22 protein-coding genes are annotated in these 24,985 nt (G+C 74.2%); 10 read left to right on the plus strand and 12 right to left on the minus strand.

Annotation, left to right across the window (positions count from 1 at the left end):
* From ACF1ED_RS16000 to ACF1ED_RS16010, 3 genes are all read left to right on the plus strand, one after another.
* A partial coding sequence (locus tag ACF1ED_RS16000; protein WP_157849844.1) for an acyl-CoA dehydrogenase family protein occupies window positions 1-97 on the plus strand: 97 nt, incomplete at its 5' end.
* 28 nt (window positions 98-125) lie between these two features.
* Window positions 126-914, plus strand: a complete 789-nt coding sequence (locus ACF1ED_RS16005) for an electron transfer flavoprotein subunit beta/FixA family protein (RefSeq protein ID WP_391760757.1) — start codon at window positions 126-128, stop codon at window positions 912-914.
* A 33-nt stretch (window positions 915-947) separates the two neighbouring features.
* The gene (locus tag ACF1ED_RS16010; RefSeq protein ID WP_391760759.1) at window positions 948-1,904 is read left to right on the plus strand and encodes an electron transfer flavoprotein subunit alpha/FixB family protein; all 957 of its coding nucleotides are present in this window, start codon (window positions 948-950) and stop codon (window positions 1,902-1,904) included.
* A 63-nt stretch (window positions 1,905-1,967) separates the two neighbouring features.
* On the opposite strand, the gene ACF1ED_RS16015 is transcribed toward ACF1ED_RS16010, so the two are convergent.
* From ACF1ED_RS16015 to ACF1ED_RS16025, 3 genes are all read right to left on the minus strand, one after another.
* Window positions 1,968-2,351: a Zn-ribbon domain-containing OB-fold protein gene (locus tag ACF1ED_RS16015; RefSeq protein ID WP_391760761.1), complete on the minus strand. Its 384-nt coding sequence runs from the start codon at window positions 2,349-2,351 to the stop codon at window positions 1,968-1,970.
* Window positions 2,352-2,463: 112 nt separating this feature from the next.
* A complete protein-coding gene (locus ACF1ED_RS16020) occupies window positions 2,464-3,192 on the minus strand; it encodes a TetR family transcriptional regulator (protein ID WP_391760763.1) in 729 nt (242 codons plus the stop codon).
* 90 nt (window positions 3,193-3,282) lie between these two features.
* Entirely contained in the window at window positions 3,283-4,044 is a 762-nt protein-coding gene (locus ACF1ED_RS16025; protein WP_391760765.1) for an SDR family NAD(P)-dependent oxidoreductase, read from the minus strand.
* Window positions 4,045-4,327: 283 nt separating this feature from the next.
* Between ACF1ED_RS16025 and ACF1ED_RS16030 the strand changes: the two genes are divergently transcribed.
* A complete protein-coding gene (locus tag ACF1ED_RS16030; RefSeq protein ID WP_391760767.1) occupies window positions 4,328-4,888 on the plus strand; it encodes a heme-binding protein in 561 nt (186 codons plus the stop codon).
* A gap of 275 nt (window positions 4,889-5,163) precedes the next feature.
* Here ACF1ED_RS16030 and ACF1ED_RS16035 read toward each other — a convergent pair whose 3' ends face one another.
* The gene (locus ACF1ED_RS16035; RefSeq protein ID WP_391760769.1) at window positions 5,164-6,228 is read right to left on the minus strand and encodes an endonuclease/exonuclease/phosphatase family protein; all 1,065 of its coding nucleotides are present in this window, start codon (window positions 6,226-6,228) and stop codon (window positions 5,164-5,166) included.
* 138 nt (window positions 6,229-6,366) lie between these two features.
* On the opposite strand from ACF1ED_RS16035, the gene ACF1ED_RS16040 reads away from it, so the two are divergent.
* Window positions 6,367-7,830: a serine/threonine-protein kinase gene (locus ACF1ED_RS16040; RefSeq protein WP_391760771.1), complete on the plus strand. Its 1,464-nt coding sequence runs from the start codon at window positions 6,367-6,369 to the stop codon at window positions 7,828-7,830.
* Here ACF1ED_RS16040 and ACF1ED_RS16045 read toward each other — a convergent pair.
* On the minus strand, window positions 7,799-8,950 hold the full coding sequence (locus ACF1ED_RS16045) for an acyl-CoA dehydrogenase family protein (RefSeq protein WP_391760773.1): 1,152 nt from the start codon (window positions 8,948-8,950) through the stop codon (window positions 7,799-7,801). The two genes, ACF1ED_RS16040 and ACF1ED_RS16045, sit on opposite strands and share 32 nt — an antisense overlap.
* A gap of 116 nt (window positions 8,951-9,066) precedes the next feature.
* On the opposite strand from ACF1ED_RS16045, the gene ACF1ED_RS16050 reads away from it, so the two are divergent.
* The 3 genes from ACF1ED_RS16050 (at window position 9,067) to ACF1ED_RS16060 (ending at window position 12,260) form a co-directional block, all read left to right on the plus strand.
* Window positions 9,067-9,672, plus strand: coding sequence for a TetR/AcrR family transcriptional regulator (locus ACF1ED_RS16050; protein ID WP_391760775.1), 606 nt, complete (start codon window positions 9,067-9,069; stop codon window positions 9,670-9,672).
* Window positions 9,673-9,740: 68 nt separating this feature from the next.
* Window positions 9,741-11,099 carry an ROK family protein gene (locus ACF1ED_RS16055; protein WP_391760777.1) on the plus strand — a complete coding sequence of 453 codons (1,359 nt, stop codon included), beginning with the start codon at window positions 9,741-9,743 and terminating at the stop codon, window positions 11,097-11,099.
* A gap of 90 nt (window positions 11,100-11,189) precedes the next feature.
* Window positions 11,190-12,260 carry an SCO7460 family lipoprotein gene (locus ACF1ED_RS16060; RefSeq protein ID WP_391760779.1) on the plus strand — a complete coding sequence of 357 codons (1,071 nt, stop codon included), beginning with the start codon at window positions 11,190-11,192 and terminating at the stop codon, window positions 12,258-12,260.
* Between the two features lie 21 nt (window positions 12,261-12,281).
* Here the strand turns inward: ACF1ED_RS16060 and ACF1ED_RS16065 are convergent, their stop codons facing one another.
* The 5 genes from ACF1ED_RS16065 to ACF1ED_RS16085 form a co-directional block, all read right to left on the minus strand.
* Window positions 12,282-13,421 (minus strand): XdhC family protein, encoded by a 1,140-nt coding sequence (locus ACF1ED_RS16065; protein ID WP_391760781.1) that lies wholly within the window; start codon window positions 13,419-13,421, stop codon window positions 12,282-12,284.
* A 38-nt stretch (window positions 13,422-13,459) separates the two neighbouring features.
* A complete protein-coding gene (locus tag ACF1ED_RS16070; RefSeq protein WP_391760783.1) occupies window positions 13,460-14,932 on the minus strand; it encodes an NCS2 family permease in 1,473 nt (490 codons plus the stop codon).
* Between the two features lie 242 nt (window positions 14,933-15,174).
* A complete protein-coding gene (locus ACF1ED_RS16075; RefSeq protein WP_391760785.1) occupies window positions 15,175-17,574 on the minus strand; it encodes a xanthine dehydrogenase family protein molybdopterin-binding subunit in 2,400 nt (799 codons plus the stop codon).
* 2 nt (window positions 17,575-17,576) lie between these two features.
* The gene (locus ACF1ED_RS16080) at window positions 17,577-18,176 is read right to left on the minus strand and encodes a (2Fe-2S)-binding protein (RefSeq protein WP_391760787.1); all 600 of its coding nucleotides are present in this window, start codon (window positions 18,174-18,176) and stop codon (window positions 17,577-17,579) included.
* A gap of 2 nt (window positions 18,177-18,178) precedes the next feature.
* The gene (locus ACF1ED_RS16085) at window positions 18,179-19,069 is read right to left on the minus strand and encodes an FAD binding domain-containing protein (protein WP_391760789.1); all 891 of its coding nucleotides are present in this window, start codon (window positions 19,067-19,069) and stop codon (window positions 18,179-18,181) included.
* A 312-nt stretch (window positions 19,070-19,381) separates the two neighbouring features.
* Here ACF1ED_RS16085 and ACF1ED_RS16090 point away from each other — a divergent pair, with 312 nt between their 5' ends.
* Window positions 19,382-21,076, plus strand: a complete 1,695-nt coding sequence (locus tag ACF1ED_RS16090) for a PucR family transcriptional regulator (RefSeq protein WP_391760791.1) — start codon at window positions 19,382-19,384, stop codon at window positions 21,074-21,076.
* 317 nt (window positions 21,077-21,393) lie between these two features.
* Window positions 21,394-22,182, plus strand: coding sequence for a hypothetical protein (locus tag ACF1ED_RS16095; protein WP_391760793.1), 789 nt, complete (start codon window positions 21,394-21,396; stop codon window positions 22,180-22,182).
* A gap of 75 nt (window positions 22,183-22,257) precedes the next feature.
* Here the strand turns inward: ACF1ED_RS16095 and ACF1ED_RS16100 are convergent, their stop codons facing one another.
* Together ACF1ED_RS16100 and ACF1ED_RS16105 are read right to left on the minus strand one after the other, a co-directional pair.
* Window positions 22,258-23,892 (minus strand): hypothetical protein, encoded by a 1,635-nt coding sequence (locus ACF1ED_RS16100; RefSeq protein ID WP_391760795.1) that lies wholly within the window; start codon window positions 23,890-23,892, stop codon window positions 22,258-22,260.
* Window positions 23,893-23,983: 91 nt separating this feature from the next.
* Complete coding sequence (locus ACF1ED_RS16105; protein ID WP_391760797.1) at window positions 23,984-24,820, minus strand: GntR family transcriptional regulator; 837 nt, start codon at window positions 24,818-24,820, stop codon at window positions 23,984-23,986.
* Window positions 24,821-24,985 lie beyond the last annotated feature (165 nt).

Below are 24,985 nucleotides of genomic sequence, written 5' to 3' on the forward strand. Positions count from 1 at the left end.
CCCCGTCGAGCGCATGATGCGCGACGCCAAGATCACCCAGATCTACGAAGGCACCAACCAGGTCCAGCGCATCGTCATGGCCCGCAACCTCCCGTGATCAACCCCTCGTCGAAAGGAGACAGGCCGTGACCCTGAGGATCGCTGTCTGTGTGAAGTACGTGCCCGACGCGACCGGCGACCGCGGTTTCGCCGACGACCTGACCGTGGACCGCGACGAGGTCGACGGTCTGCTGTCGGAGCTCGACGAGTACGCGGTCGAGCAGGCGCTGCGGATCTCGGAGGAGGCCGACGACGCCGAGGTCACCGTCCTCACGGTCGGCCCGGACGACGCCAAGGACGCCCTGCGCAAGGCGCTGTCGATGGGCGCCGACAAGGCCGTCCACGTCAACGACGAGGCCATCCACGGCTCCGACGTCATCGCCACCTCCGCCGTCCTCGCCAAGGCACTGGAGAAGACCGGTTTCGACCTGGTCGTCTGCGGCATGGCCTCGACCGACGGCACCATGGGCGTGCTGCCCGCGCTCCTGGCCGAGCGGCTGAACCTGCCGCAGGCGACCCTCCTGTCGGAGGTCTCGGTGGAGGACGGCCTCGTGAAGGGCCGCCGTGACGGCGACGCCGCCACGGAGCTCCTTCAGGCCCCGCTGCCGGCCGTCGTGTCGGTCACCGACCAGTCCGGCGAGGCCCGTTACCCCTCCTTCAAGGGGATCATGGCCGCCAAGAAGAAGCCGGTCGAGGAGCTGGAGCTCGACGACCTGGACATCGACGAGGACGAGGTCGGCCTGGCCGGCTCCTGGACCCTGGTCGAGTCGGCCCACGCCCGCCCGGCCCGCACCCAGGGCACGATCGTCACCAACGAGGACGGTGACGGCGGCAAGCAGCTCGCCGCCTTCCTCGCGTCCCAGAAGTTCATCTGACCGCCCGTCACCCCACCTCAGGAGCAAGGAATCATGGCTGAGATCCTGGTTCTCGTGGACCACGCCGACGGTGCGGTCCGCAAGCCGGCCCTCGAACTGCTCACCCTGGCCCGCCGCCTCGGCGAGCCGTCCGCGGTCGTCCTGGGCGCCGGCGAGGCCGCCGCCTCCGTCGCCGCCACCGCCGCCGAGTACGGCGCGGCCACCGTCTACGTCGCGGACGGCGCCGAGTTCGCCGACCGGCTCGTCGTCCCCAAGGTCGACGCGCTCACCCAGATCGCGAAGGAGAAGCAGCCGGCCGCCGTGCTGCTCACCTCCTCCGGCGAGGGCAAGGAGATCGCGGCCCGCGTCGCGCTCCGCCTCGGCTCCGGCCTCATCACCGACGCCGTCGAGCTGGAGGCCGGCGACGAGGGCCCCATCGCCACGCAGTCGGTCTTCGCCGCCTCCTACACGGTGAAGTCCCGCGTCTCGCACGGCGTGCCGGTCATCACCGTCAAGCCGAACTCCGCCGCCCCCCAGGCCTCCCCGGCCGCCGGCACGGTCGAGGAGGTCACCGTCGCCTTCACCGGCAACGCGGCCACGGTCGTCTCCCGCACCGCGCGCGTCTCCACCGGCCGCCCGGAGCTGACCGAGTCCGCGATCGTGGTCTCCGGCGGCCGCGGCGTCAACGGCGCCGAGGGCTTCGAGGTCGTCGAGAAGCTGGCCGACTCGCTCGGCGCGGCCGTCGGCGCCTCCCGCGCCGCCGTGGACGCCGGCTGGTACCCGCACTCCAACCAGGTCGGCCAGACCGGCAAGCAGGTCTCCCCGCAGCTGTACGTCGCCGCGGGCATCTCCGGCGCCATCCAGCACCGCGCCGGCATGCAGACGTCCAAGACGATCGTCGCGGTCAACAAGGACCCCGAGGCCCCGATCTTCGACCTCGTCGACTACGGCGTGGTGGGCGACCTCTTCGAGGTGCTGCCGCAGCTCACCGACGAGATCGGCGCGCGCTGACACCACCGGAACGCGAGAGGGGGGTGGCACAGAGTGCCACCCCCCTCTCGCGTGGGCGCGTCTTCAGATCCAGCCGTCCAGCGGGACCTCCTCGCAGAGCCGGACGACCGGCCTGCGTCCGGTGTCGGCGGCGCTCTTGAGCTTGACCCGGACGCCGGGGCGCACGGCGTGCGGCGGTCCGTCGACCCGGCAGCGGACCACGAAGCCCTCGGCCATGTGGACCGGCCAGAGGTCCGCCTCCGCCGCGGTGTGGGCGCGGCGCACGGTGATGACGCCCTCGCCGTCGCTGAGCTGCGGCGCCAGGTCGGTCGACCCGCAGGTCGGACAGAGCAGGCGCTGGAAGGTGGTGGTGTGGCACCAGGCGCAGCGCTGGAAGTAGAGATCCGCGCCCTCGGCCGATTCCTCGGTCCGGACGGCGCCGGGGTTCCTCAGTCCCGTGTGGAACACGATGCCTTCTCCTCGCACTCGGCGGCTCGACCGTGCATGGAGCCCCAAGATATGGCACTGAGTGCCAGCAAAGAAAGACCTGAGTTCCCTCAATTTGAGATACTGAGGACCCTCAGCTCTCGCCGAGGCTCGACTCCACCTCGCGCACCACGCGCCACATCGGGGTGGAGCGCCTGGTGATGACGACGACCACGTCGTCGTCCCCCTCGGCGGAGGCGTCGCCGCCGGCGCCCGGCGCCGCGTCGGGGCTCCAGGTGGCGCGGACGAACTCCAGGGCCCGGTCGACCTCGTCCAGCGGGTCGCCCTCGCCGCCCGAGCGGAGCCAGTGCCGCAGGGCGTGGTTGTGGGCGGCGACGACGGCCGCGGCGGCCACGTTGGCGCGCAGGGTGCCGTCCCTGCGGTCGGCCCAGCGGGTCCGCAGGTAGTCGCCGAGGGTCTTCTCGTACCGCCAGACGACGGAGAGTTCGTACGCGCGCAGTCCCGCGACCTCACGGGTGAGGCGGTAGCGCTGGACGGAGAAGGTGGGGTTCTCGGCGTACATCCGCATGACCAGGCGGGCGGCACCGCAGACCCGGGTCATGGGGTCGTCGGTGTCGGCGCTCGCGGCGAGGAAGCGGGTCATGTCGTCGAGGCACTGGTCGTGGTCGGGGAAGACCACGTCCTCCTTCGACGGGAAGTAGCGGAAGAAGGAGCGGCGTCCGACCCCGGCGAGGGTGACGATGTCGTCGACGGTGGTCTGCTCGTAGCCCCGCTCCAGGAAGAGCTGGAAGGCCGCGGCGATGAGGGAGTCCCGCATCGCGGGCTTCGGGGGGGTCGGGGGGTTCGTCGCCGCTGCTGCCATGCCACGAACCTAACATCCGAACGCCCTTCGCGCGGCACTCGGTGCCGGAATTCTCCGGCACCGAGTGCTCTCACGCGGGAGCCCCGGAGGTCAGCGGGCGGCCATCCGCAGGGCGCCGTCCATCCGGATCGTCTCGCCGTTGAGGTAGTCGTGCTCGGCGATCATGGTGATCAGGCGGGCGTACTCCTCCGGCCGCGCGAGGCGCTGCGGGAAGGTGACGCTCGCGGCCAGCCCGGCCCGGACCTCCTCGCTGAAGCCGGCCATCATCGGGGTGTCGACGATCCCGGGGGCGACGGTGACGACCCGGATGCCGAACTGGGCGAGGTCGCGGGCGGCGGTGATGGTCATCCCGGCGACGCCGGCCTTGGAGGCGGCGTAGGCGATCTGCCCGACCTGGCCCTCGAAGGCGGCGATGGAGGCGGTGTTGACCACCAGACCGCGCTGCCCGTGCTCGTCGGGCTCGTGCCGGGCGATGGACTCGGCGGCGAGCCGCATCACGTTGAACGTGCCGATCAGGTTGACGTTCACGACCGCGCGGAAGAGGTCGAGGTCGTGCGGGCCCTTGCGGCCCAGCACGCGGGCCGAGGGGGCGATCCCCGCGCAGTTGACCGCGAGCCGCAGCTCGGCCCCGTCCGCGTCGGCGGCGGCGAGCGCGGCGCGAACCTGCTCCTCGTCGGTCACGTCGGCGGCGACCAGCCGGACGCCCTCGGGCACGCCCTCGGCGGCGGCGACGGCCTTGTCCAGGTCGAGGCCGTAGACCGTGGCGCCCCGGGCGGCGAGCGCGGCGGCGGTGGCGGCGCCGAGCCCGGAGGCGGCGCCGGTGACGAGAGCTGCGGAGCCGGCGATGTCCATGGAACTCCTCGTGTGTCGTGCGGGTGTCCCTGCCGGCGGGTTGGCCGCCGGGCCGGGGGCGCGTCCCCGCGGGGAAACCGCGCGGTCCGCGCGGTCTGCGCCGCTCACCATAGAACCCGGTCCGGCGCGGTCACGGGACGGGGGTCATCCGATCGGTGGACCCCGGGGTCGGCCGATCCGCCCGCGGCCCGCAGCCGGTGCGCCGACCACGGGGGCCCGGAGGCGGCCGGAGGATGAGGCGTCAGTCGATCTCTCATCCCCGACCCCGTGGAGCGACAGCCCTATGAAGCACGTGAAGAAGGCCGCCCGGACCCGTCTGATGACCGGCGGCGCGATCGTCGCCCTCGGCCTGGCCGGGGCCGGCGCCTACTCCGCGAGCGCCGGCGGTGAGGACACGGCCGCGGCCCCCGCGGCCGTCACCGAGGCGAAGAGCGGGAACACGGCCACCACCGGCCGTCTGACGATCGCGGCGGCGACGAAGGCGGCCGAGGCCGTGCTGGACGCCGCCGAGAAGGAGAACCAGCGCGTCTCCGTCGCGGTCGTCGACCGCGACGGCAACACGATCGTCACCCTGCGCGGCGACGGCGCGGGCCCGCAGTCCCACGAGTCGGCGGAGCGGAAGGCGTACACGGCCGTCTCCTGGAACGCCCCGACCTCCGAGCTGGCCGAGCGCCTGGAGCAGGCCCCGAACCTGAAGGACATCCCGGGCACCCTCTTCCTCGGCGGCGGCGCCCCCGTCACCGCCGGGAACGCCCCCGTCGCCGGCATCGGCGTCGCGGGCGCGCCCTCCGGCGACCTCGACGAGAAGTTCGCCCGCGCGGGCGTGGCGGCACTGGAGCGGTAGGCGGCAGGCGCTACCACACGCGGGCCGGCACGCGCGCGTACCGGCCCGGAGAGCGCCGAACCCCCCGGAGAACGCCGAACCCCGGTGCGCCTGAAACGGGGGAACACAGGCGAACCGGGGTGGCTGCTCCGATCATAGACCCGGTTTGGTTCAAAACGAAATCACCGGAAGTCCGTCAGGTCCGGGACGGTTCCGCGCCGGGCCTGGGCGCCTCGGCGTCCCGGCGTCCCGGCGTCCCGGCGTCCCGGCGTCCCGGCGTCCCGGCGTCCCGGCGCCTAGGAGGCGGCCGGCGGGGCGACGAGGAGGGTCGCCTTGCCGATCAGGACGCGGTGGTCGGAGCAGGGCGCGGTGGCCAGGGGGTCGAGGGCGCCGTCCTCCTTGACCTTGACGCAGTTCGGGACGGCCTTGGAGTCGGCGGAGTAGTCGGACGAGGCGAGCCGGTCGGCCCGGACGAAGATCATGTCGATCTTGGGCCTCTCCATGCCGCAGGGCAGCTCGGCCACGGGGTTCAGCGAGGTCTCCTCGCCGTGTCCCGGGCAGGAGGCGTCCATGTCGTCGAGCTCGCGGTGGTCCCCGGCGTTCGGTGCCTTCGCCCGGGTGCCGGAGGGCTCCGGGACCTCGGTCGAGTAGAAGCGGTTCAGACGGTCGTAGTCCGGCTGGGCGTTGAAGTCGCCGGCGATCATGTAGGTCTGCCCGGCGGCGGTGAACCCGTCCAGAACGGTGTCGAGTTCGACCAGCTGGCGGTAGCCGTACGGCTTCTCCGTGGTCGAGATCGGGCCTATGTGGACCGAGCAGAACCTCATGTTCGGCCGCTCGGTCAGCGGCGCGCAGAGCAGCCCGTTCGTCACCGGGTGCTCGACGCCGTCGGCGGACCGGTAGAACAGGCCGCTCTCCTGCGCGAACGTCCGGTACTCGGCGACTCCGAGCTGGTGGCGGCTGAAGAGGGCCTTGCCGAAGGACTCCCCGCCGCAGATCTCGCCGTCCCCGTTCGTGCTGCCCGCGGGGATGGACTCCTGGAAGCGGGCGTAGCTCGGGTTGTCCGGGTTCCAGGAGGCGAGCTGCGCCCTGATGGCCCGGTACTGGCTGTGGCAGATCTCGTTGAACGAGACGAAGTCGACGGCGTTCTCGGCCCGTCTGATCGAGCCCACCGCCTCCTCGACCAGACCGTTGTCCGTCCGCCCCCGGTTCATCTTGTGACCCGACACGTTCCAGGCCCACGCCGTGTACGGAACGGCCTCCGCCGTCGCCGTGACGGCCGTCGGCGTGACGGCCGTCGCGCCGGCCGTGTTCGTCAGCAGTGCCGCCAGCGCGAGCGCGCCTGCGACCAGTGCCTTCCTCATCGGTCCCCCCATGGAAAAGGACGGGCGCGTCCGCGCCCGCCAAAGACGATCAGTCTAGGAGCGGGCGGGTCCGGGCTGGCCCGGGGCAGCGCGCCTCTGGAAGGATCGGCCCTCCAGTACCGCGAACCCGGGGGAACCGTGCACGACTTGCAGCCGGAGGATCCGGCCTCGATCGGCCCGTACCGCCTGTCGGCGCGGCTCGGTGAGGGGGGCATGGGCCAGGTCTTCCTGGCGGTCTCCCGCAGCGGCCGGCGGCTCGCGGTGAAGGTGATCCGCCCCCAGATCGCCGCCGACCCGGGCTTCCGGGAGCGCTTCCGCCGCGAGGTGTCGGCGGCGCGGACGGTCGGCGGCTTCTGGACCGCGCCGATCGTGGACGCCGATCCGGACGGGCCGGTGCCGTGGGTGGCGAGCGACTACATCGACGCCCCCGATCTGGCGGAGCTCGTACGGGACCGGGGGCCGCTCCCCGAGGCGGCGGTGCGGTCCCTGGCCGCCGGCCTCGCCGAGGCCCTGGAGGCCGTCCACCGGGCCGGTCTGGTCCACCGGGACCTGAAGCCGTCGAACATCCTGGTCACCGGCGACGGGCCGCGCGTCATCGACTTCGGCATCTCGAAGGCGGTGGAGGGGGCCACGGCCCTGACCGACACGGGCCTGGTCGTCGGCACCCCCGGCTTCATGAGCCCGGAGCAGGCGATGGGCGAGCCGGTGGCCCCGTCGAGCGACGTCTTCTCGCTGGGCGCGGTCCTGGCCTTCGCCGCGACCGGCCGGGCCCCCTTCGGCGAGGGCCCCGTCCCCGCCCTCCTCTACCGGGTCGTCCACGACGAGCCGGACCTGGACGGGGTGCCGCCGGGGCTGTGTCCACTCGTCGCCGACTGCCTGGACAAGTCCCCGGACCTGCGCCCCACCCCCTCGGGGGTCCTGAACGTCCTGCTGGGTCCGGCGGCCGCGCCCCGGCCGGCTCCGCCCCGGTCCCACGCCGACGCGGTCCCGCGGGGCGACGGCGCGGCCGGGAGGATCGTGGAGGTCACCGCGGGGATCGTCGAGAAGCCGACCCGGCGCTCGGAGCGCGGCGGCTGCCTCGCGATGCTCGGGATCGCCGCCCCGTGCGTGGGCGTCCCCCTCGGTCTCGTCCTGTCGCTTCCGGTCGTCACCGCGACCGCGGCGCTGCTCGGCCTGGCGGCCTTCGTGGCCGGCGTCGTCCTCACCGGCGGCCAGCCGCTGGTGAGGCACACCGTCCAGCTGACCACCGACCATCTCCACTGCCGGGCTCACGACCGGCGGTGGTCCTCGCCGTGGGCCGACGTCTCCCGCGTCACGGTCCAGTGCACGAGGCCGGGGGCCCGGGGAGAGCGCCGGTGGCAGCTGGCCGTCTTCCTCCACGCGGGCGTCCCCGTCCCGAAGGGCTTCTCCGGCAAGGGCGGGCGGGAGGCCGTCATGGCACTCCACTTCGACCCCTCGGAGGACCCGGCCCCGGCGCTGCGGCACCTCGACGCCGGGCTGCGCCGCTTCGCCGGGGAGCGCTACGCCCCCGACGCCGTCCTCACCGCGTTCCTGGACCGGCCGCCGACCGCTACTTCTCCGGCCGGGCCAGCCCCCGGCTGATGACCAGCCGCTGGATCTGGTTGGTCCCCTCGAAGATCTGCATGATCTTGGCTTCCCTCATGTAGCGCTCGACGGGGAAGTCGCGGGTGTAGCCGTAGCCGCCGAGGACCTGGACCGCGTCCGTGGTGACCTTCATCGCCGTGTCCGTGGCGATCAGCTTGGCGGCGCTGGCCTGGCGGCTGAAGGGGCGGCCGAGGTCGCGGCGGCGGGCGGCGTCGAGGTAGGTGGCGCGGGCCGCGTCGACGGCGGCGGCCATGTCGGCGAGGAGGAAGCCGAGGCCCTGGTGGTCGACGATCCGGCGGCCGAAGGTGGTGCGCTCGTTGGCGTAGTCGACGGCGGCGTCCAGGGCGGCCTGGGCGAGGCCGGTGGCGCAGGCGGCGATGCCGAGGCGGCCGTTGTCGAGGGCGCTGAAGGCGATCTGGAGGCCCTGGCCCTCGGTGCCGACGAGCCGGTCCTCCTCGATGAGGGCGCCGTCCCAGTAGGCGGAGGTGGTGGGGACCGCCTGGAGGCCCATCTTGCGCTCGGGGGCGCCGAAGGAGAGGCCCTCGGTCTCGCCGGGGGCGAGGAAGCAGGAGATGCCGTGGCCGCCGGGCGCGGTGCGGGCGAAGAGGGCGTAGAAGCCGGCCTTGCCGCCGTGGGTGATCCACGCCTTGGTGCCGGTGATCCGGTAGCCGCCGTCCTCCTGGCGCTCCGCCTTGCAGGCGAGGGCGGCCGCGTCGGAGCCGGCCTGCGGCTCGGAGAGGCTGTAGCCGCCGACGAGGCGGCCCTCCAGCATCGAGGGGAGCCAGCGCTCCTTCTGCGCGTCGGTGCCGAAGGCGTACAGCGGGTGGCAGGCCAGCGTGTGGACGCTGGTGGCGACCGCGACGGCCGCCCAGCGGGCGGCCAGCTCCTCCAGGACCTGGAGGTAGACCTCGTACGGCTGGCCGCCGCCGCCGTACTCCTCGGGGTAGGCGAGGCCGAGCAGGCCGGCCCGGCCGAGCGTGGCGAAGAGACCCTCGGGATAGGTCTCGGCGGCCTCGTGTGCGTCCACCCGCGGAGAGAGCTCGTTGTTGGCGATCTCACGGGTGAGGGCGATGAGGTCCGCCGCCTCGGGGGTGGGAAGCAGGCGGTCGACATCCATGGCGACTCCATCGGCGCGCAAAGTGGTACTAGGACGGGTACTCCAGTACCGCTAAAAATAGCGCACAGCTCGCCGGGGGACATCCCCCCGGCCGGACGGCCCGGCATACTGTTCGGGTGATCGAGACCTCCGCCGCCGACGCCCCGAAGCTCACGGGCCGCGGAGCGGCACGCCGCTCCGCGCTCTTCGAGGAGCTGGTCGCCCTGCTCGTCGGCGAGGGCTTCGCCCGGCTGACCCTCGACGACCTCGCCGCCCGGCTGCACTGCTCCAAGCGCACCCTGTACGGCCTGGCGGGCAGCAAGGAACAGCTGGTCAGAGCGGCCGTCGTGTACTTCTTCCGGCGCGCCACGGCCCGGGTCGAGTCGGTCCTGGCCGCCGCGAGCGGACCCGCCGAGCGGCTCGCCGCCTATCTGCGGGCCGTCTCCGCCGAGCTGGCGCCGGTCTCCCCGCAGTTCTTCGACGACGTGGCCGCCTTCGAACCCGCCGCCGAGGTGTACGAGCGGAACACCCGGGCCGCCGCCGGCCGGGTCAAGGAGATCATCGAGGAGGGCGTCGCCGCCGGCGTCTTCCGGGAGGTCCACGTGGCCTTCGCCGCCGACGTCATCGCCTCCGTGATGGTCCGCATCCAGCGCCGGCAGGTGGCGTCGGCCACCGGGCTCGCGGACGCCGAAGCGTACGACCAGCTGGCCGAGCTGCTGCTCAGCGGGCTGCGCCGGGCCTGAGGCGGCCGCCGGATGAACCGCCCGAACCCGTCCCACCGCCCGATGGACCACGACCGCGAGGGGCCCCAGTGACCAGACCGAACGGCCGGACCGTGCGGGACCTGCGGCGCGAGAACCGCACCGCGGTCCTCCGGCGGCTCTACTTCGACGGCCCGATGAGCCGCTTCTCGCTCGGCCCCGCCACCGGACTCAGCTCCGGCTCCGTCAGCAACGTGGTCGCGGAACTGGTCGCCGAGGGGCTCGTCGAGGAGGCCGGCAGCGTCGACTCGGCCGGCGGCCGCCCCCGGATCCTGCTGCGGGTCGCCCCCGCCAGCGGCCGCATGATCGGCGTCGACGTGGGCGAGACCCGCGTCCGGATCGAGCTCTTCGACCTCACCCTCACCGAACTCGCCCGCGCCGAACGCCCCCTGTCCCCCTCGGCCGAGGGCGGCGAGCGGTACGAGGTCGGGGTCGTCGTCGACCACATCCGCGAGGGCATCGCCGAGGTGCTGCGCACGGCGGAGGTCCCCGCCGGATCGCTGCTCGGCGTCGGCGTCGGCGTCCCCGGCATCGTCGAGCACCCCCCCGAGAGCGGCCCGGACGGGCCGGGCGGGGGCGGCGGGGCGGTCGTGCACGGCCAGACCATCGGCTGGGACGCGGTGCCCCTGGAGCGGCTGCTGCGCGAGGCGGTCGACCTGCCGCCCGAGGTCCCGTACCGGATCGACAACGGTGCCCAGACCCTGGGCCAGGCCGAGATGTGGTTCGGCGCGGGCCGGGGCGCGGCCAGCGCGGTCGTGGTCCTCTTCGGCTCCGGCGTCGGCGCCTGCGTGACCACCGATCCGCTCGGCCCCGGCCGGGCGCTGGAGTGGGGCCATCTGAAGGTGCGGGTCAGGGGGCGGCGCTGCCGCTGCGGCGCCCAGGGCTGCCTGGAGGCGTACGCGGGAGCCGCCGCGCTGCTCGAACGGTGGCGGGAGGCGGGCGGGGAGCCGCCGGCCGGCGCCGGCGAGGAGGCCGCGCTCGCGGCGATGGCGGCGGCGGCGCGCCCCGCGGACGGCGGAGCGCCGGACCCGGCCGCGCTCGCCGTCCTGGAGGAGACCGCCGAGTACCTGGGCGCCGGTTTCGCCGACCTGATCAACCTCTTCCAGCCGGAGCGGATCCTCGTCGGCGGCTGGGCGGGGCTGCTGCTCGGCCCCCGTTTCCTGGAGTCCGTCGAGGAGCACGCGCGCGCGTACGCGCTGGCGTACCCGGCGGCCCGGGTCGTCCTCGGCATGGGCACGCTCGGCCCGGACGCGGTCACCGTCGGCGCGGCGATCCTCCCGCTGGCGGACTTCTTCGCCCGCGGCGGGCGCCGCGAGGAGCCCGGCCCCGTCGGGGAGGCGCCCGCCTGGGCGGAGACGGTGCGGGAGCGCACCGCGCGCCGACCGGGTGGCCCGCCCGGTCCCGTCTGAGTACCCGCACTCAGGCGGACCGGCCCGTGCCCGCCTACCGTCGGCTCCAGGACGCGCGGACGGCCGCGCGCGGCGGCGGGGGTGAGCCTCATGGCACGGTCACTGCGGGACGCGGCACGGCGGCTGGCGGGGGTGCTCGCCCTGGTCCTGGCGGGCGCCGGCCTCACGGGCTGCGGGACCTTCTCGACCGGCGACGACCGGAAGCGCGCGGAGGAGATCGCCGAGCGGGTCGCCCCCGGCGCGCTGGAGGTCGTCGGCGTCAGGAACCTCTTCCCGCAGACCGGCGGCGCCGAGGTCAGCTTCCGGATCAAGGGCGACGCGGACGCGGTGGTCCGGCTGCGGGTGGACGCCGGGAAGGACGACTGCGAGGGCAGGAGCTGCGACGAGCGGCTGACCGCCGCGATCGCCCGGGCCCGGCTCGCGGCCGGTGACTTCCGGGTCCTGCGGCGGGAGTTCGGGGCCTGCGGGTACGAGGTGCACGCGCTGTCCGCCGACGGCACCGGCCCGTGGATCTCGGCGCCCCTCGGGGCGGACACCGTACGGCCCCTGGTGGCGTCGGTCGGGGAGTGCCTGGACCGCCTGGCCCGGGCCCGGGGCGGCCCCGCGCCCGCGTACCTCTCCGTGAAGGTGGCGCCGCCGGACCGGGTGGCGGACCTGCCCGGCGACCCGGGGCAGCCCTCCCTGATGCGGCTCACCGGCGGCGAGCGGCTGGGCGCGCTGGCCGGGGGGACGTACCACCGGGTGGGGTTCCGGGCGGGCCCGGACGGCCGGGTCGACCGCGCCACCGGCGAGGTGGACCTCGTCCAGCCCTTCTCCGAGCGGCAGCGCTTCGGCGACGCGGTCCGCGCCTCGGCCGAGGAGTGGCTCCGCACGGAGGCCGACCCGCCGCTCCCCCGGGCGGTCGCCGCCGAGTACACCGGCGTCTGGAAGCTGCTCCCCGGCCGCGTCGACCGCGTCGGCGGCTGGGTCCTGTACTGCGAGCGGCCCGAGGGCCAACGCCCGGTCTGCCTCGGCCGGCACGCCCTGGCGGTCACCGCCGGCCTCGACGGCTCGCTGACCGCCGAACCGCGCGTCTTCCACGGCGTCCGCGAGGGCGACGGCCCCCTCGGCCTGCCGACCGAGGAGGACGGGGCCCCGTCGTACGCCTGGCCGCCGTCCTAGCCCCGGGGGCCGGAACCCCGGCTAGGCGACGGAGCCTATGCGGCCCGCCACCGGGGAGTCCGGGCCGTCGTGGTGGATGGGGGTGTGGGCGCCGGTGAGGGAGGCGCCGGTGCCGCCGCGGCGGTTGGCCACGATCTCGGCGCCGATCGACAGGGCGGTCTCCTCGGGGGTGCGGGCGCCGAGGTCGAGGCCGATCGGGGAGCGGAGGCGGGCGAGTTCGAGTTCGGTGACGCCGACCTCGCGGAGCCGCTCGTTGCGGTCCTCGTGGGTGCGGCGGGAGCCCATCGCGCCGACGTAGGCGACGGGAAGCCTCAGGGCGGCCCGGAGGAGGGGGACGTCGAACTTGGCGTCGTGGGTGAGCACGCACAGCACGGTCCGGGCGTCGACCTCCGTCGACTCCAGGTAGCGGTGGGGCCATTCGACGACGATCTCGTCGGCCTCGGGGAAGCGGAGCTTCGTCGCGAAGACGGGCCGGGCGTCGCAGACGGTGACGTGGTAGCCGAGGAACTTGCCGACCCGCACGAGGGCGGAGGCGAAGTCGATGGCACCGAAGACGATCATGCGGGGGGCCGGGACGGAGGACTCCACCAGCAGGGTCAGCGGCCGGCCGCAGCGGCTGCCGTCCTCGCCGATCTCCACCGTGCCGGTGCGGCCGGCGTCGAGCAGCGCGCGGGCCTCGGCGGCGGCGGTGCGGTCCAGCTCCGGGTGGCCGCCGAGCCTTCCCTCGTACGAGCCGTCCGGGCGGACCAGGAGCGCCGCGCCGAGCAGGTCGCCGGGGCCGGAGACGATCCGGGCGAGGGCCGCCGCCTCCCCCGAGGCGGCGGCGGCCAGAGCGGCGGGGAAGACCCCGCCGCGGACCGGGGTGACGAGGATGTCGATGATGCCTCCGCAGGTCAGGCCGACCGCGAAGGCGTCCTCGTCGCTGTAGCCGAAGCGTTCGACGACGACCTCGCCGTCGTCGAGCGCCGTCCGGCACAGCTCGTACACCGCCCCTTCCACACACCCGCCGGAGACCGAGCCGATCGCCGTGCCCTCGCTGTCGACGGCGAGGGCGGCGCCGGGCTGCCGGGGCGCGCTGCCGCCGACGGCCACCACGGTGGCCACGGCGAAGTCGCGTCCCTGCTCGACCCACCGGTGCAGCTCTTCGGCGATGTCCAGCATGTCGGTCTCCTTGGCTGTGGGAAGGGGGCGGGCGGGCGTCAGCTGACGCCCAGCCAGCCCTCGATCGGGTGGAGGGCGAAGAACACGATGAAGACGGCGGTCAGGCACCACATGAACGCGCCGACCTCCCGTGCCTTGCCCTGCGCCACCTTGATGACGGTGTAGGCGATGACGCCGGCCGCGACGCCCGGGGTGATGCTGTAGGTGAACGGCATCAGGACGACGGTCAGGAAGACCGGGATCGCGACGGAGCTGTCGCCCCAGTTCACGTGCTTGGCGTTCATCATCATCATCGCGCCGATGACGACCAGGGCGGCGGAGCCGACCTCGCGGGGCACGATCTGGGTGATCGGCGTGAAGAAGAGGCAGGCCGCGAAGAAGAGGCCGGTGATCACCGAGGAGAAGCCGGTGCGGGCGCCCTCGCCGACGCCGGTGGCGGACTCCACGAAGACGGTCTGGCCGGAGGCGCCGGAGACGCCGCCGATCGCGCCGCCCGCGCCGTCGATGAACAGCGCCTTGGACAGGCCGGGCATCCGGCCCTTGTCGTCGGCGAGGTTGGCCTCGGTGCCGACGCCGATGATGGTGGCCATGGCGTCGAAGAAGCCGGCCAGCACCAGGGTGAAGACGATGACGCCGACGGTGATGTAGCCGACGTCGCCCCAGCCGCCGAAGGAGACGTCGCCGAAGATCGAGAAGTCCGGGGCGGAGACCGCGCTGCCCTTGAGCTCGGGGGCGCCGTTGGCCCAGGCGCCGGGGCCCTTGGCCGGGACGTCGGCGACGGCGTTGACGATCAGCGAGATGACCGTGCCGCCGACGATGCCGATGAGGATGGCGCCGGGGACCTTGCGTGCCTGGAGGGCGAAGATCGCGAGGAGGGTGACCGCGAAGATCAGGACGGGCCAGCCGACGAGTTCGCCGCCGGAGCCCATGGTGACGGGCGGGCCGAACTGCGGGCCGGCGCCGACGAAGCCGGCCTTGTTGAAGCCGATGAGGGCGATGAAGAGGCCGATGCCGATGGTGATGCCGTGCTTGAGCGGCAGCGGGATGGCGTTCATGATCATCTCGCGGAGACCGGTGACCACCAGGAGGCAGATCACCAGGCCGTAGACGACACACATGCCCATCGCCTGCGCCCAGGTCATCTGCGGCACCACCTGGGTGGCGAGCACACCGGAGACGCTGAGGCCGGCCGCGAGGACCAGCGGCACCTTGCCGACGAAGCCCATCAGCAGGGTGGTCACCGCCGCGGCGAGCGCGGTCGCCGTGATGACGGCGGAGGAGGCGAGGACGTGCTTCTCGACGTCCGGGCCTCCGAGGAGGATCGGGTTGAGCAGGAGGATGTACGCCATCGCCATGAAGGTGGTGACGCCACCGCGGATCTCCGTGCCGACGGAGGATCCTCTCTCCGAGATGTGAAAGTACCGGTCGAGCCAAGACCGTCCGGCGGGGTTGCGCGAGCCGGAGCCCGCGTCTTCCGCGGCGGTCTTGGGCTCCACAGACGACTGGGTCATGGGGCCTACTCCCAAGGTTCAAAGGGGCACCCGCATCAGATGTCGGACTCTGACGGTGGAAACGCGGGATTTGGGATATTTCGTTGGCTGCACGACCCGGGGGACGGCCCGAGGCGAACGGGATACTGCGGGGCACTTCGGGTACTGCGGGTACTGCCGGTACTGCGGGGGGGTACGACTCCGGGCGGTGCGGGCGGGGGAAGGTGTGACGTTCCTGGGAGGCGCACACCGCCCGGAGGGTCCTACAGGGTGCCGGTGAGCGCCTCGGGGCGGACCGGCGTCTTGTTGAGCTCCAGGCCCGTCGCCGCCCGGATCGCCGCGAGGACGGCCGGGGTGGACGACAGGGTCGGGGCCTCGCCGATGCCCCGGACGCCGTACGGCGCGTTGGGGTCGGCCAGTTCGAGGTAGTCGACCGGGATGGTCGGCGTGTCGAGGATGGTGGGGATCAGGTAGTCCGTGAAGGAGGGGTTGCGCACCTTCGCGGTCTTCGGGTCGACGATGATCTCCTCCATCACCGCGACGCCCAGGCCCTGGGTGGTACCGCCCTGGATCTGGCCGACCACGGAGAGCGGGTTGACCGCCTTGCCGACGTCCTGCGCGCAGGCCAGCTCGATGACCTTGACGAGACCGAGCTCGGTGTCCACCTCGACCACCGCGCGGTGCGCGGCGAAGGCGTACTGCACGTGCCCGTCGCCCTGGCCGGTGACGAGGTCGAAGGCCTGGGTCGGACGGTGCCGCCACTCCTCCTCGATCTCGACGACCTGGTCCTCCAGGACGTCCGCGATGGTGGCGAGGGCCTCGCCGCCGTCGGTGACGACCTTGCCGCCCTCCAGGAGGAGTTCGGCGTTGGCCCACGCCGGGTGGTACGAGCCGAACTTGCGCCGGCCGATCTCCAGGACCTTCTCGCGGACGAGCTCGCAGGAGTTCTTGATGGCGCCGCCGGTCATGTACGTCTGGCGGCCCGCGGAGGTCGAACCGGCCGAGCCCACCTGGGTGTCGGCGGGGTGGATGGTGACCTGCTGGACGCCGAGCTCGGTGCGGGCGATCTGGGCGTGGATGGTGACGCCGCCCTGGCCGACCTCCGCCGCGGCGGTGTGGACGGTGGCGACGGCCTCGCCGTTGATGACCTCGATGCGGATCTTGGCGGTCGAGTAGTCGTCGAAGCCCTCGGAGAAGCCGACGTTCTTGATGCCGACGGCGTAGCCGACACCGCGCACGACGCCCTCGCCGTGCGAGGTGTTGGACAGGCCGCCCGGCAGCGCGCGGACGTCCGCGCCCTCGCCGGCGGTCTCCCACTGGCGCTCCGGCGGCATCGGGCGGGCCTTGACCCGGCGCAGCAGCTCGGCGACCGGGGCCGGCGAGTCCACGACCTGGCCGGTCGGCATGATCGTGCCCTGCTCCATGGCGTTGAGCTGGCGCAGCTCCACCGGGTCCATGTCCAGCTCGGCGGCGAGCTTGTCCATCTGGGCCTCGTAGGCGAAGCACGCCTGGACCGCGCCGAAGCCGCGCATGGCGCCGCAGGGCGGGTTGTTGGTGTAGAGGCCGATCGCCTCGATCTCCACGTCCTCGACGACGTAGGGGCCGATGGAGAGGGAGGAGGCGTTGCCGACGACCGAGGCGGTGGACGACGCGTACGCGCCGCCGTCCAGCACGATCTTGCACTTCACGTGCGTGAGCTTGCCGTCGCGGGTGGCGCCGTGCTCGTAGTAGAGCTTCGCCGGGTGGCGGTGGACGTGCCCGAAGAAGGACTCGTACCGGTTGTAGACCATCTTGACCGGCTTGCCGGTGCGCAGGGCGAGGACCGAGGCGAGGATCTGCATGGAGATGTCCTCGCGGCCGCCGAAGGCGCCGCCGACGCCGGCCATGGTCATCCGGACCTTCTCCTCGGGCAGGCCCAGGCAGGGGGCGATCTGCTTGAGGTCCGAGTGCAGCCACTGGGTGGCGACGTAGAGGTCGACGCCGCCGTCCTCGGCCGGCACGGCGAGGCCGGACTCGGGGCCGAGGAAGGCCTGGTCCTGCATGCCGAAGGTGTACTCGCCCTTGACGATCACGTCGGCGCGCTCGGCGGCGGCCGCCGCGTCGCCGCGGATGATCGGCTGGCGGTGCACGATGTTGGGGTGCGGGACGTGGCCGGAGTGGTGGTCGTCGCGGTTCTCGTGGACCAGGATCGCGTCCGGGGCGAGGGCGGAGGCCTCGTCCGTGATGACCGGGAGCTCCCGGTACTCGATCTTGATCTTGGCGGCGGCGCGGCGGGCGGTCTCCGGGTGGTCGGCGGCCACGAGGGCGACCGGCTCGCCGTGGTGGCGGACCTTGCCGTAGGCGAGGACCGGGGTGTCCTGGAACTCCATGCCGTAGTTCTTCGCGGCCGGCAGGTCCTCGTGGGTCAGCACGGCGTAGACGCCGTCCATCGTGAGGGCTTCGGAGGTGTCGATGGACACGATCTCGGCGTGCGCGACGGTGGAGCGCAGGATCTGGCCCCACAGCATGTCCTCGTGCCACATGTCCGAGGAGTAGGCGAACTCGCCGGTGACCTTGAGGGTGCCGTCCGGGCGGAGCGTGGACTCGCCGATGCCGCCCTTGACGTGGTTCTGGGTGACGTCGGTGGGCGTGCCCACCGGTACGGTACGCGTGTTCTGAGCCATCGTCAGACCGCCTCTCCCTGGCGCTCCTGACGCGCGGCCGCGAGGCGGACGGCGTCGAGGATCTTCTCGTAACCGGTGCAGCGGCAGAGGTTGCCGGAGAGCGCCTCGCGGATGTCCGCGTCCGTCGGGGACGGGTTGCGCTCCAGCATCTCGTCGGCCGCGACGAGCAGACCGGGGGTGCAGAAGCCGCACTGGACGGCTCCGGCGTCGATGAACGCCTGCTGGATCGGGGAGAGTTCGACGCCCTCACCGGTCTGCGAGTCCTGGGCGGGCTTCGCCTCCCACTTCCTGGCGGCGTCGACCGAGGTGCCGCCGCAGGCGCCGGAGGCGCAACCGCCGTGCTCCTCGCGCTGCTTCGCGTACTCCGCCAGGCCCTCGACGGTGACGACCTCGCGGCCCTCGACCTGACCGGCGGCGACCAGACAGGAACAGACCGGCACGCCGTCGAGACGGACCGTGCAGGAACCGCACTCGCCCTGCTCGCAGGCGTTCTTGGAGCCGGGCAGCCCCAGGCGCTCGCGCAGGACGTAGAGGAGGGACTCGCCCTCCCAGACGTCGTCGGCTTCCTGCGGACGACCGTTGACCGTGAAATTGACGCGCATGGTTATGCAGCTCCCTCAAGCGTGCGGCCGGCGCCGCGGTACTGCTCCCACGTCCAGCCGAGCTGGCGGCGAGCCATGATGCCGACGGCGTGGCGCCGGTACTTGGCGGTGCCGCGGACGTCGTCGATCGGGTTGGCGGCGGCCGAGCACAGGTCGGCGAACTGCTTCGCGATCGAGGGGGTGATGATCTTCCCGTTGTCCCAGAAGCCGCCCTCCTCCAGGGCCGCGTTCAGGAAGGCCTCGGCCTCCTTGGCGCGGATCGGGGTCGGCGCGGCCGAACCGATGCCGGTGCGCACGGTCCGGGTCTCCGGGTGGAGCGCCAGGCCGAAGGCGCAGACGGCGATGACCATCGCGTTGCGGGTGCCGACCTTGGAGTACTGCTGGGGGCCGTCCGCCTTCTTGACGTGGACGGTCTTGATGAGCTCGTCGGGCTGGAGCGCGTTGCGCTTCACGCCGGTGTAGAACTCGTCGATCGGGATGAAGCGGCTGCCGCGGACGGACTCCACCTCGACCTCGGCGCCGGCGGCGAGGAGGGCGGGGTGGGCGTCACCGGCCGGGGAGGCGGTGCCGAGGTTGCCGCCGACGCCGCCTCGGTTGCGGATCTGCGGGGAGGCGACCGTGTGGGAGGCGAGCGCCAGGCCGGGCAGCTCGGTCCGCAGGTTCTCCATGATCTGCGTGTACGGAACGGAAGCGCCGAGTCGGACGTTCTCCTCGCCGACCTCCCACTCGCGCAGCAGCTCGACGCGGTTCAGGTCCAGCAGGTACTCGGGGCGCCGGTGGTCGAAGTTGATCTCGACCATGACGTCGGTACCGCCGGCGATGGGCACGGCTGTGGGGTGCTCGGCCTTGGCGGCGAGCGCCTCCTCCCAGCTGGCGGGGCGAAGGAAGTCCATGGTGGCTCTCTTCTAGTGATTCTGGTGGGGGTCGGACGTCTGGGCCCTGGGGGACGTTCGGCCCTCGACTTCGGTGTTCATGTCCTGTTCACGCGGTGTGTGGCCTAGTACACAAGCCACGATGGCCGGGGTGTAGCCACCGAAAACATGAAGGAGTTGGCCGGTGCCCGTGCACGTCTTGTAGATTCGAACGAAAGGCGGGGAACGGAAACCTCGCCGTTTTCCCCTGGAAACGGTGGCACCACCCCCACCGGCCCCACCGTCGAATAACCGACAACCCCACCACCCACTCGAAGGAACGGCGGCGACACGATGCGGCTGCGCGCACTGCTGGAGAACGACGCGCTCGGGCTGCGCCTGCTGGGCGGCGAGGACGAGCTGGACCGCTCGGTCCGCGGCGTGATGACCACGGACCTCAAGGATCCCAGCCGGTACCTGTCCGGCGGCGAGCTGGTCCTCACCGGCCTGGCCTGGCTGCGGGAGCCCGCCGACGCCGAGCCCTTCGTGCGGATCCTCAGCCAGGCGGGGGTCGCCGCGCTGGCGGCGGGCGAGGCCGAGCTGGGCGACATTCCGGACGATCTGGTGGAGGCGTGTTCGCGCCACCGGCTGCCGCTCTTCGCGGTCAACGAATCGGTTGCGTTCGCGACGATCACCGAGCACGTCGTTCGACAGGTCTCCGGCGAGCGGGCCGGCGACCTGGCCGCCGTCGTGGACCGGCACCGGCGGCTGATGACCTCGGGACCGGCCGGCGGCGGCCCCGAGGCCGTCCTCGACCTGCTCGGCTCCGACCTGGACCTGCGGGCCTGGGTCCTGTCCCCCACCGGACGGCAGATCGCGGGCGCCGGAGAACCGCTGGACCCGGCCCTCGCCGCCGGCCTCGCGGGCGAGCACCTGGCCGCCACCCGGACCGGCCGGCGCGGCCCGCACCGGCTGACCGTGCACGGCACCGCGTACTCGCTCTTCCCCATCCGCAACACCGGCCGGGCCGCCGCCCCCGCCTCCCGGGACGTCCGCGAGACGGTCCTGTCCGACTGGCTGCTGGCCGTCGAGGCCGACGCCGGGGACTGGCCGGCCGCCCGGCTGGACCTGCTCCAGGGCGTCACCCAGCTGATCTCCGTCGAGCGCGACCGGCGCGACGCGGCCCGCACGGTGCGCCGCCGGCTCGCCCAGGAGGTGCTGGAGCTGGTGCAGACGGGCGCCGCTCCCGCCGAGATCGCGGCCCGGCTGCGGGTCGCCGCCCCGGTGCTGCTGCCCGGTCTGGGCGCGGCCCCGCACTGGCAGGTCGTCGTGGCCCGGGTCGAGTGGGACCAGGACGGCGGCCAGGCCCCGGTGGAGCCGGGACCGGTCACCCAGGCGCTCCTGGAGGAGATCCTGGTCGACCCGGCGACCGTCGGCGCCGAGTCCGCGGACCGGATCGCGGTGGCCCACACCGGCGACGAGGCCATCGCGCTGGTGCCGCTGGCCGCCGGACCGCTGCCGGAGAGCGAGGACGACGGCCCCGCGCCCGCCCTGGGCCTGCACGCGGACGCCCTGCTCGCGGCGGTACGGGCTCCGCTCTCGTCCGGCCTCGCCGACGACGGGCGGCTCACGCTGGGCGTCAGCGCCGCCGTGCACTCGGCGGAGGGGCTGCGCGGCGCCCTGGAGGAGGCCCGGCACGCCCGCCGGGTGGCCGCGGCCCGCCCCGGCCGGGTCTGCGCGGCCGGGCACCACGAGCTGGCCTCCCACGTCCTGCTGCTGCCCTTCGTCCCGGACGACGTGCGGCGCGCCTTCACGGCCCGGCTGCTGGACCCGCTGCGGGACTACGACCGGCGCCACCGGGCGGAGCTGATCCCGACCCTGGAGGCCTTCCTGGACTGCGACGGCTCCTGGACGCGCTGCGCGACCCGGCTGCACCTGCACGTGAACACGCTGCGCTACCGCGTCGGCCGGATCGAGCAGCTGACCGGCCGGGACCTCTCCCGCCTGGAGGACAAGCTCGACTTCTTCCTCGCCCTGCGGATGAGCTGACGTCCCCGCGGGGGTCCGCGCGCTTGCGGAATTCACTCCTTCGGTTGAGTCCGGAGGAGTGAGAGCGGACCCCTCGGACCGCCCCTCCGGCGCGGCCCGGCGAACCACCCCCCTCCCTGATCACCGCCGTGATCACGGGCCCCCGCGGCCCCCGGGGCCCCGCCGGACCCGGTCCCGGCGGGGCGTCACACCCGCCCCGCGGCTTTGTGAAATTTTTCACCCGACCCCTTGGCCGGGTACGGCCGTTCGTGCTGAGATGCCGTCCTACTCAACAGCTCGATGGCGCGCTCGGGGAGGGCAATGTGGCGGACACCGCCATGTCTGGTTCCGAATCAGGGGGCGGCGGAAGTCCGTCCCCCGCCTACGGCAAGGAGACTCCGGTGGAGACCGCCATATGGCGGCTCCGCTCCCGCGGCTGCTGGGCCGACGCGGCGGCACTGCTCGCCCCCCGCGCCCACGAACCGGCCGCCGCGCTCGAACGGGCCGCGCTGCTGATCGAGCGCTGCCTCTACACCGAACAGGGCTGGGCCGAGGCCGAGGAGGCGCTGCGCGCCGCCGAGGCGGTCGCGAGCAGCGACGAGGAACGCGGGGCGGCGGCCTGCGAACGCGGCTATCTCGCCTACGCCTCCACCCTGTTGGGCGTGCGGGACCGCGCCGACGAGGCCCGGATGGCGCTCGGCCGCGCGGCGGCCCTGATCGCCCCCTCCGAGCCGGGCCGCCCGCTGCTCGACTACCGGCGCGGGCTGATCGCCCAGAACCTCGGCGACTCCCCGCAGGCGGCCCGCGCCGCGTACCGCCGGGCGCACGCCGGTGCCACCGCGCAGGGCGACTCGCTGCTGCTCTCCTCCACCTGGCGCCATCTCGCCGGGCTCGCGCTGCGCGAGGGCGAGCTGGCGGAGGCCCGGCACGGCTTCGCCGAATCGCTGCGGATCCGCGAGGAGTTGGGCTATCTGATCGGTACGGCCCCGGCGCTCACCGCGCTGGCCGACACGGAGACGGAGCCGGAGGCGGGCCGGCTGCGCGCCGAGGCCCGGCGCCTCTTCCGCCTCCTCGGCGGCGTACCGACCTGGCTGGCGGGGCAGTTGACGCCCCGGACGGCCATGTGACGCCGGTGCGGGGCGGTAGGCGCGGGGCGGGGTCCGGTGACCGGAAGTCACCGGACCTTCCTCCAGGACGGTCCGTCAGTTCCCGTACGGCTCCAGGCAGATGAGGCTCTCGTCGGTGCCGACGAGGAGCGCCCCGGTGGCGGTGACCGCGACCGCGCGGACCGCGGGGCCCGGCCGGAAGGCCCGGCGCCGGCCCCCCTCCGCGGGGATCAGCTCGACCCGGCCGTCGGCCCAGGCGGCCGCGACGAGCGGGCCGCCGGGGGCGGGGGCCGCGTGCAGGGCGACGACCGGCGCCCGGCGCTCCGCGAGCGGTTCGGGGACCGGGGCGCGGCCCGGGGTCCAGAGCCGTACGGTGCCGTCGGCGCCGCCCGAGCAGACGAAGGGGGTCTCCGACTCCACCGCGGTCACGGCGGTGACCCGGCCGCTGTGCGGGGCGGCCTGGTGCAGTCCGGTGACCCCGAAGGCGTGGACCGAGCCGAGCCGGTCCCCCACCACCACCGAGCCCGCGATCGCCGCGAGCGCCGTGCCGGGATGCCGGGACAGGGTGGTGGAGACGGCGTCGGTGAGCCGTTCCAGGTACGGCGGGCGGGGCGCCGTGCCCCGCACCGTGTGCAGCCGGCCGCGCTCGTCGAGCAGCAGCACCGTCCCGTCGGCGGTCGGCGCGAGGGCGGTGATCCGGCCCTGGACCCGGTGGGCGAGCCGGCCCTCGACGGCGGCGTCGGCCTCCCGCAGCAGCCGGACGGTGCCGGTGCGGTCGCCCACCAGGAGGAGGTCGGCCGAGGGCCCGCCGGCCGTCGCGCCGAGCACCCCGACCGGCCCGGGCCACGGCGGGGAGACGTCGCCCCGGTGCCGGGCCCAGCGCATCCGCCACGGCGCCGGGGCCGCCTGCCCGGCGAGCGCGGGCCGCAGCCGGGGGTCGGCGGCGTCGCCGAGGGCGGTGAGCAGCGCCAGGGCCCGGCCGGCCGGGCCGTCCGCCGCGCACAGCGCCTGCCCGGCCCGCAGCCAGGCGTCGCGCAGCCCGCCGTGGTCGTCGGCGGGGTCCGTCGCGTATCCGGTGGTGACGAGGAGGGGATCGGCGGCGCAGACGGCGGCCGGGTCGGAGAGGTCGGGGAGGCCGGGGAGCGGCGGGGCCGGCGGCGGCGGGCCGGGGTCCGCGTCCCCTTCGAGGTCGACCACGGTGGTGCGGGCGGCCCTGGGGGCCCGGGTGCCGGTGCGGGTCTCCACCACGAGGCGGATCCGGCCGGTCTCGGCGAGCCCGGCGAGCAGCTCGGCCACGGCGTCCGGTTCGGCGGCGGCGTGCAGGTCGGTGAGGAGCAGCACGGTCCGGCCGGTGCGGCGGGCCTCGCTGGTGGCGAGCGCGTGGCCGAGGTCGGCCGGGGTGCGGGCGACGACGCCCAGGCGGTTCGCGAGCGTCCAGGCCAGGCCGAGGGCGCCCTGCCCGGCGAGCGGCACGAGGATCCGCTCGGTGCGGCCCCGTCCGCGCCGGCCCCGGGTCGCGTGGGCGGCGAGCCGGCCGAGGAGGGCGGTCTTGCCGCTGCCGGGGCCGCCGGTGACCAGGCACAGCCGGGGCGCGTCGGGGTCGGTGAGCCAGCCGAGGAGCGCGGCGGCCCCGCGTTCCGTGCCGGTGCGGGCCGTCCCCCGTTCGAGCGGGGCGGGGAGCCCGGTGGAGGGTCGGCGTCGGTCCGCGGGGGGCGGGGTCGCGGACGGCATGGGGCACCTCACGGGCGACGCGGTACGTACGAACGGCTGTCGCCCCCGACCTTAGTGGGCGCGGACCCGCCTGACCGCCCCCTCGTGGGGGTCAGGCGCCGGCGCCGGTGAAGTGCTCGCGGACCAGGGACTCGACGACCGGGAGGTCCTGGGCGCCGAGGGCGTCGAGGAGGGCTCCGTGCTCGGCGGCGTCGGCGACGAGGTCCGCGTGGCGCGGGACCGGGGCGCTCAGCAGCGGCCACTGGGAGCGCCGGTGGAGGTCGTCGGCGACGACGAGGAGCTGTTCGTTCCCGGCGAGGGCGAGGACCGCGCGGTGGAAGGCCCGGTCGGTCTCGGCGTAGTGCGCGCGGTCGCCGCGGGCGGCGGCGGCTCCGGTGGCCTCGGCGAGCGGGCGCAGCGCGGCCCACCGGCCGGCCGGGACGGTGCGGGCGAGCCGCAGCATGACCGGGACCTCGATCAGGGCGCGCACCTCGGCCAGCTCGGCCAGCTCGCGGGGGGTGCGGACGACGACGCGGAAGCCGCGGTTGGGGACGACCTCGACGGCGCCCTCGACGGCGAGGCGCTGCATGGCCTCGCGGACGGGGGTAGCGGAGACGCCGAAGCGCTCGCCGAGGACCGGGGCGGAGTACACCTCGCCGGGCCGCAGCTCGCCGGCGACGAGGGCGGTGCGCAGGGCGTCGAGGATCTGGCCCCGGACGGAGTGGCGCCGCACGGCGGCCGGGCCGCCGGGGAGGGGCAGGGGCGTCTCGCCGTGGGTGTGCTCGCCCCTGACCTGCTCGGGGACGCGCGCGCCGCCGGTGCCGTAGGGGTCGGACCCCGGGGCGTGCCGGCCCTTCCCGGCGCCGGTCCCGTACGGGTCGGTCCCGGGGTCGCCGAATCGCACGGACGATCCCTCCGTCGTCCGCTCGCGCGCTGCGCCCTGCTCCACCCGGGTCCTCCTGCGGCCTCGTGCCGGGCCCGGCTCGCGATACCGGGGTCCCCTGTGCACCATAGGCGAACGGACCGTTCCGTGGGACCGCGCCCACGATGCGCAGGTGGGAGCGGGTCCGCAGGTGGTGAGACGCGAGGCCGTTTCGGGTAAGGTAAGGCTAAC

It is taken from the genome of Streptomyces sp. NPDC014656 (assembly GCF_043084305.1).
GTDB lineage: Bacteria > Actinomycetota > Actinomycetes > Streptomycetales > Streptomycetaceae > Streptomyces.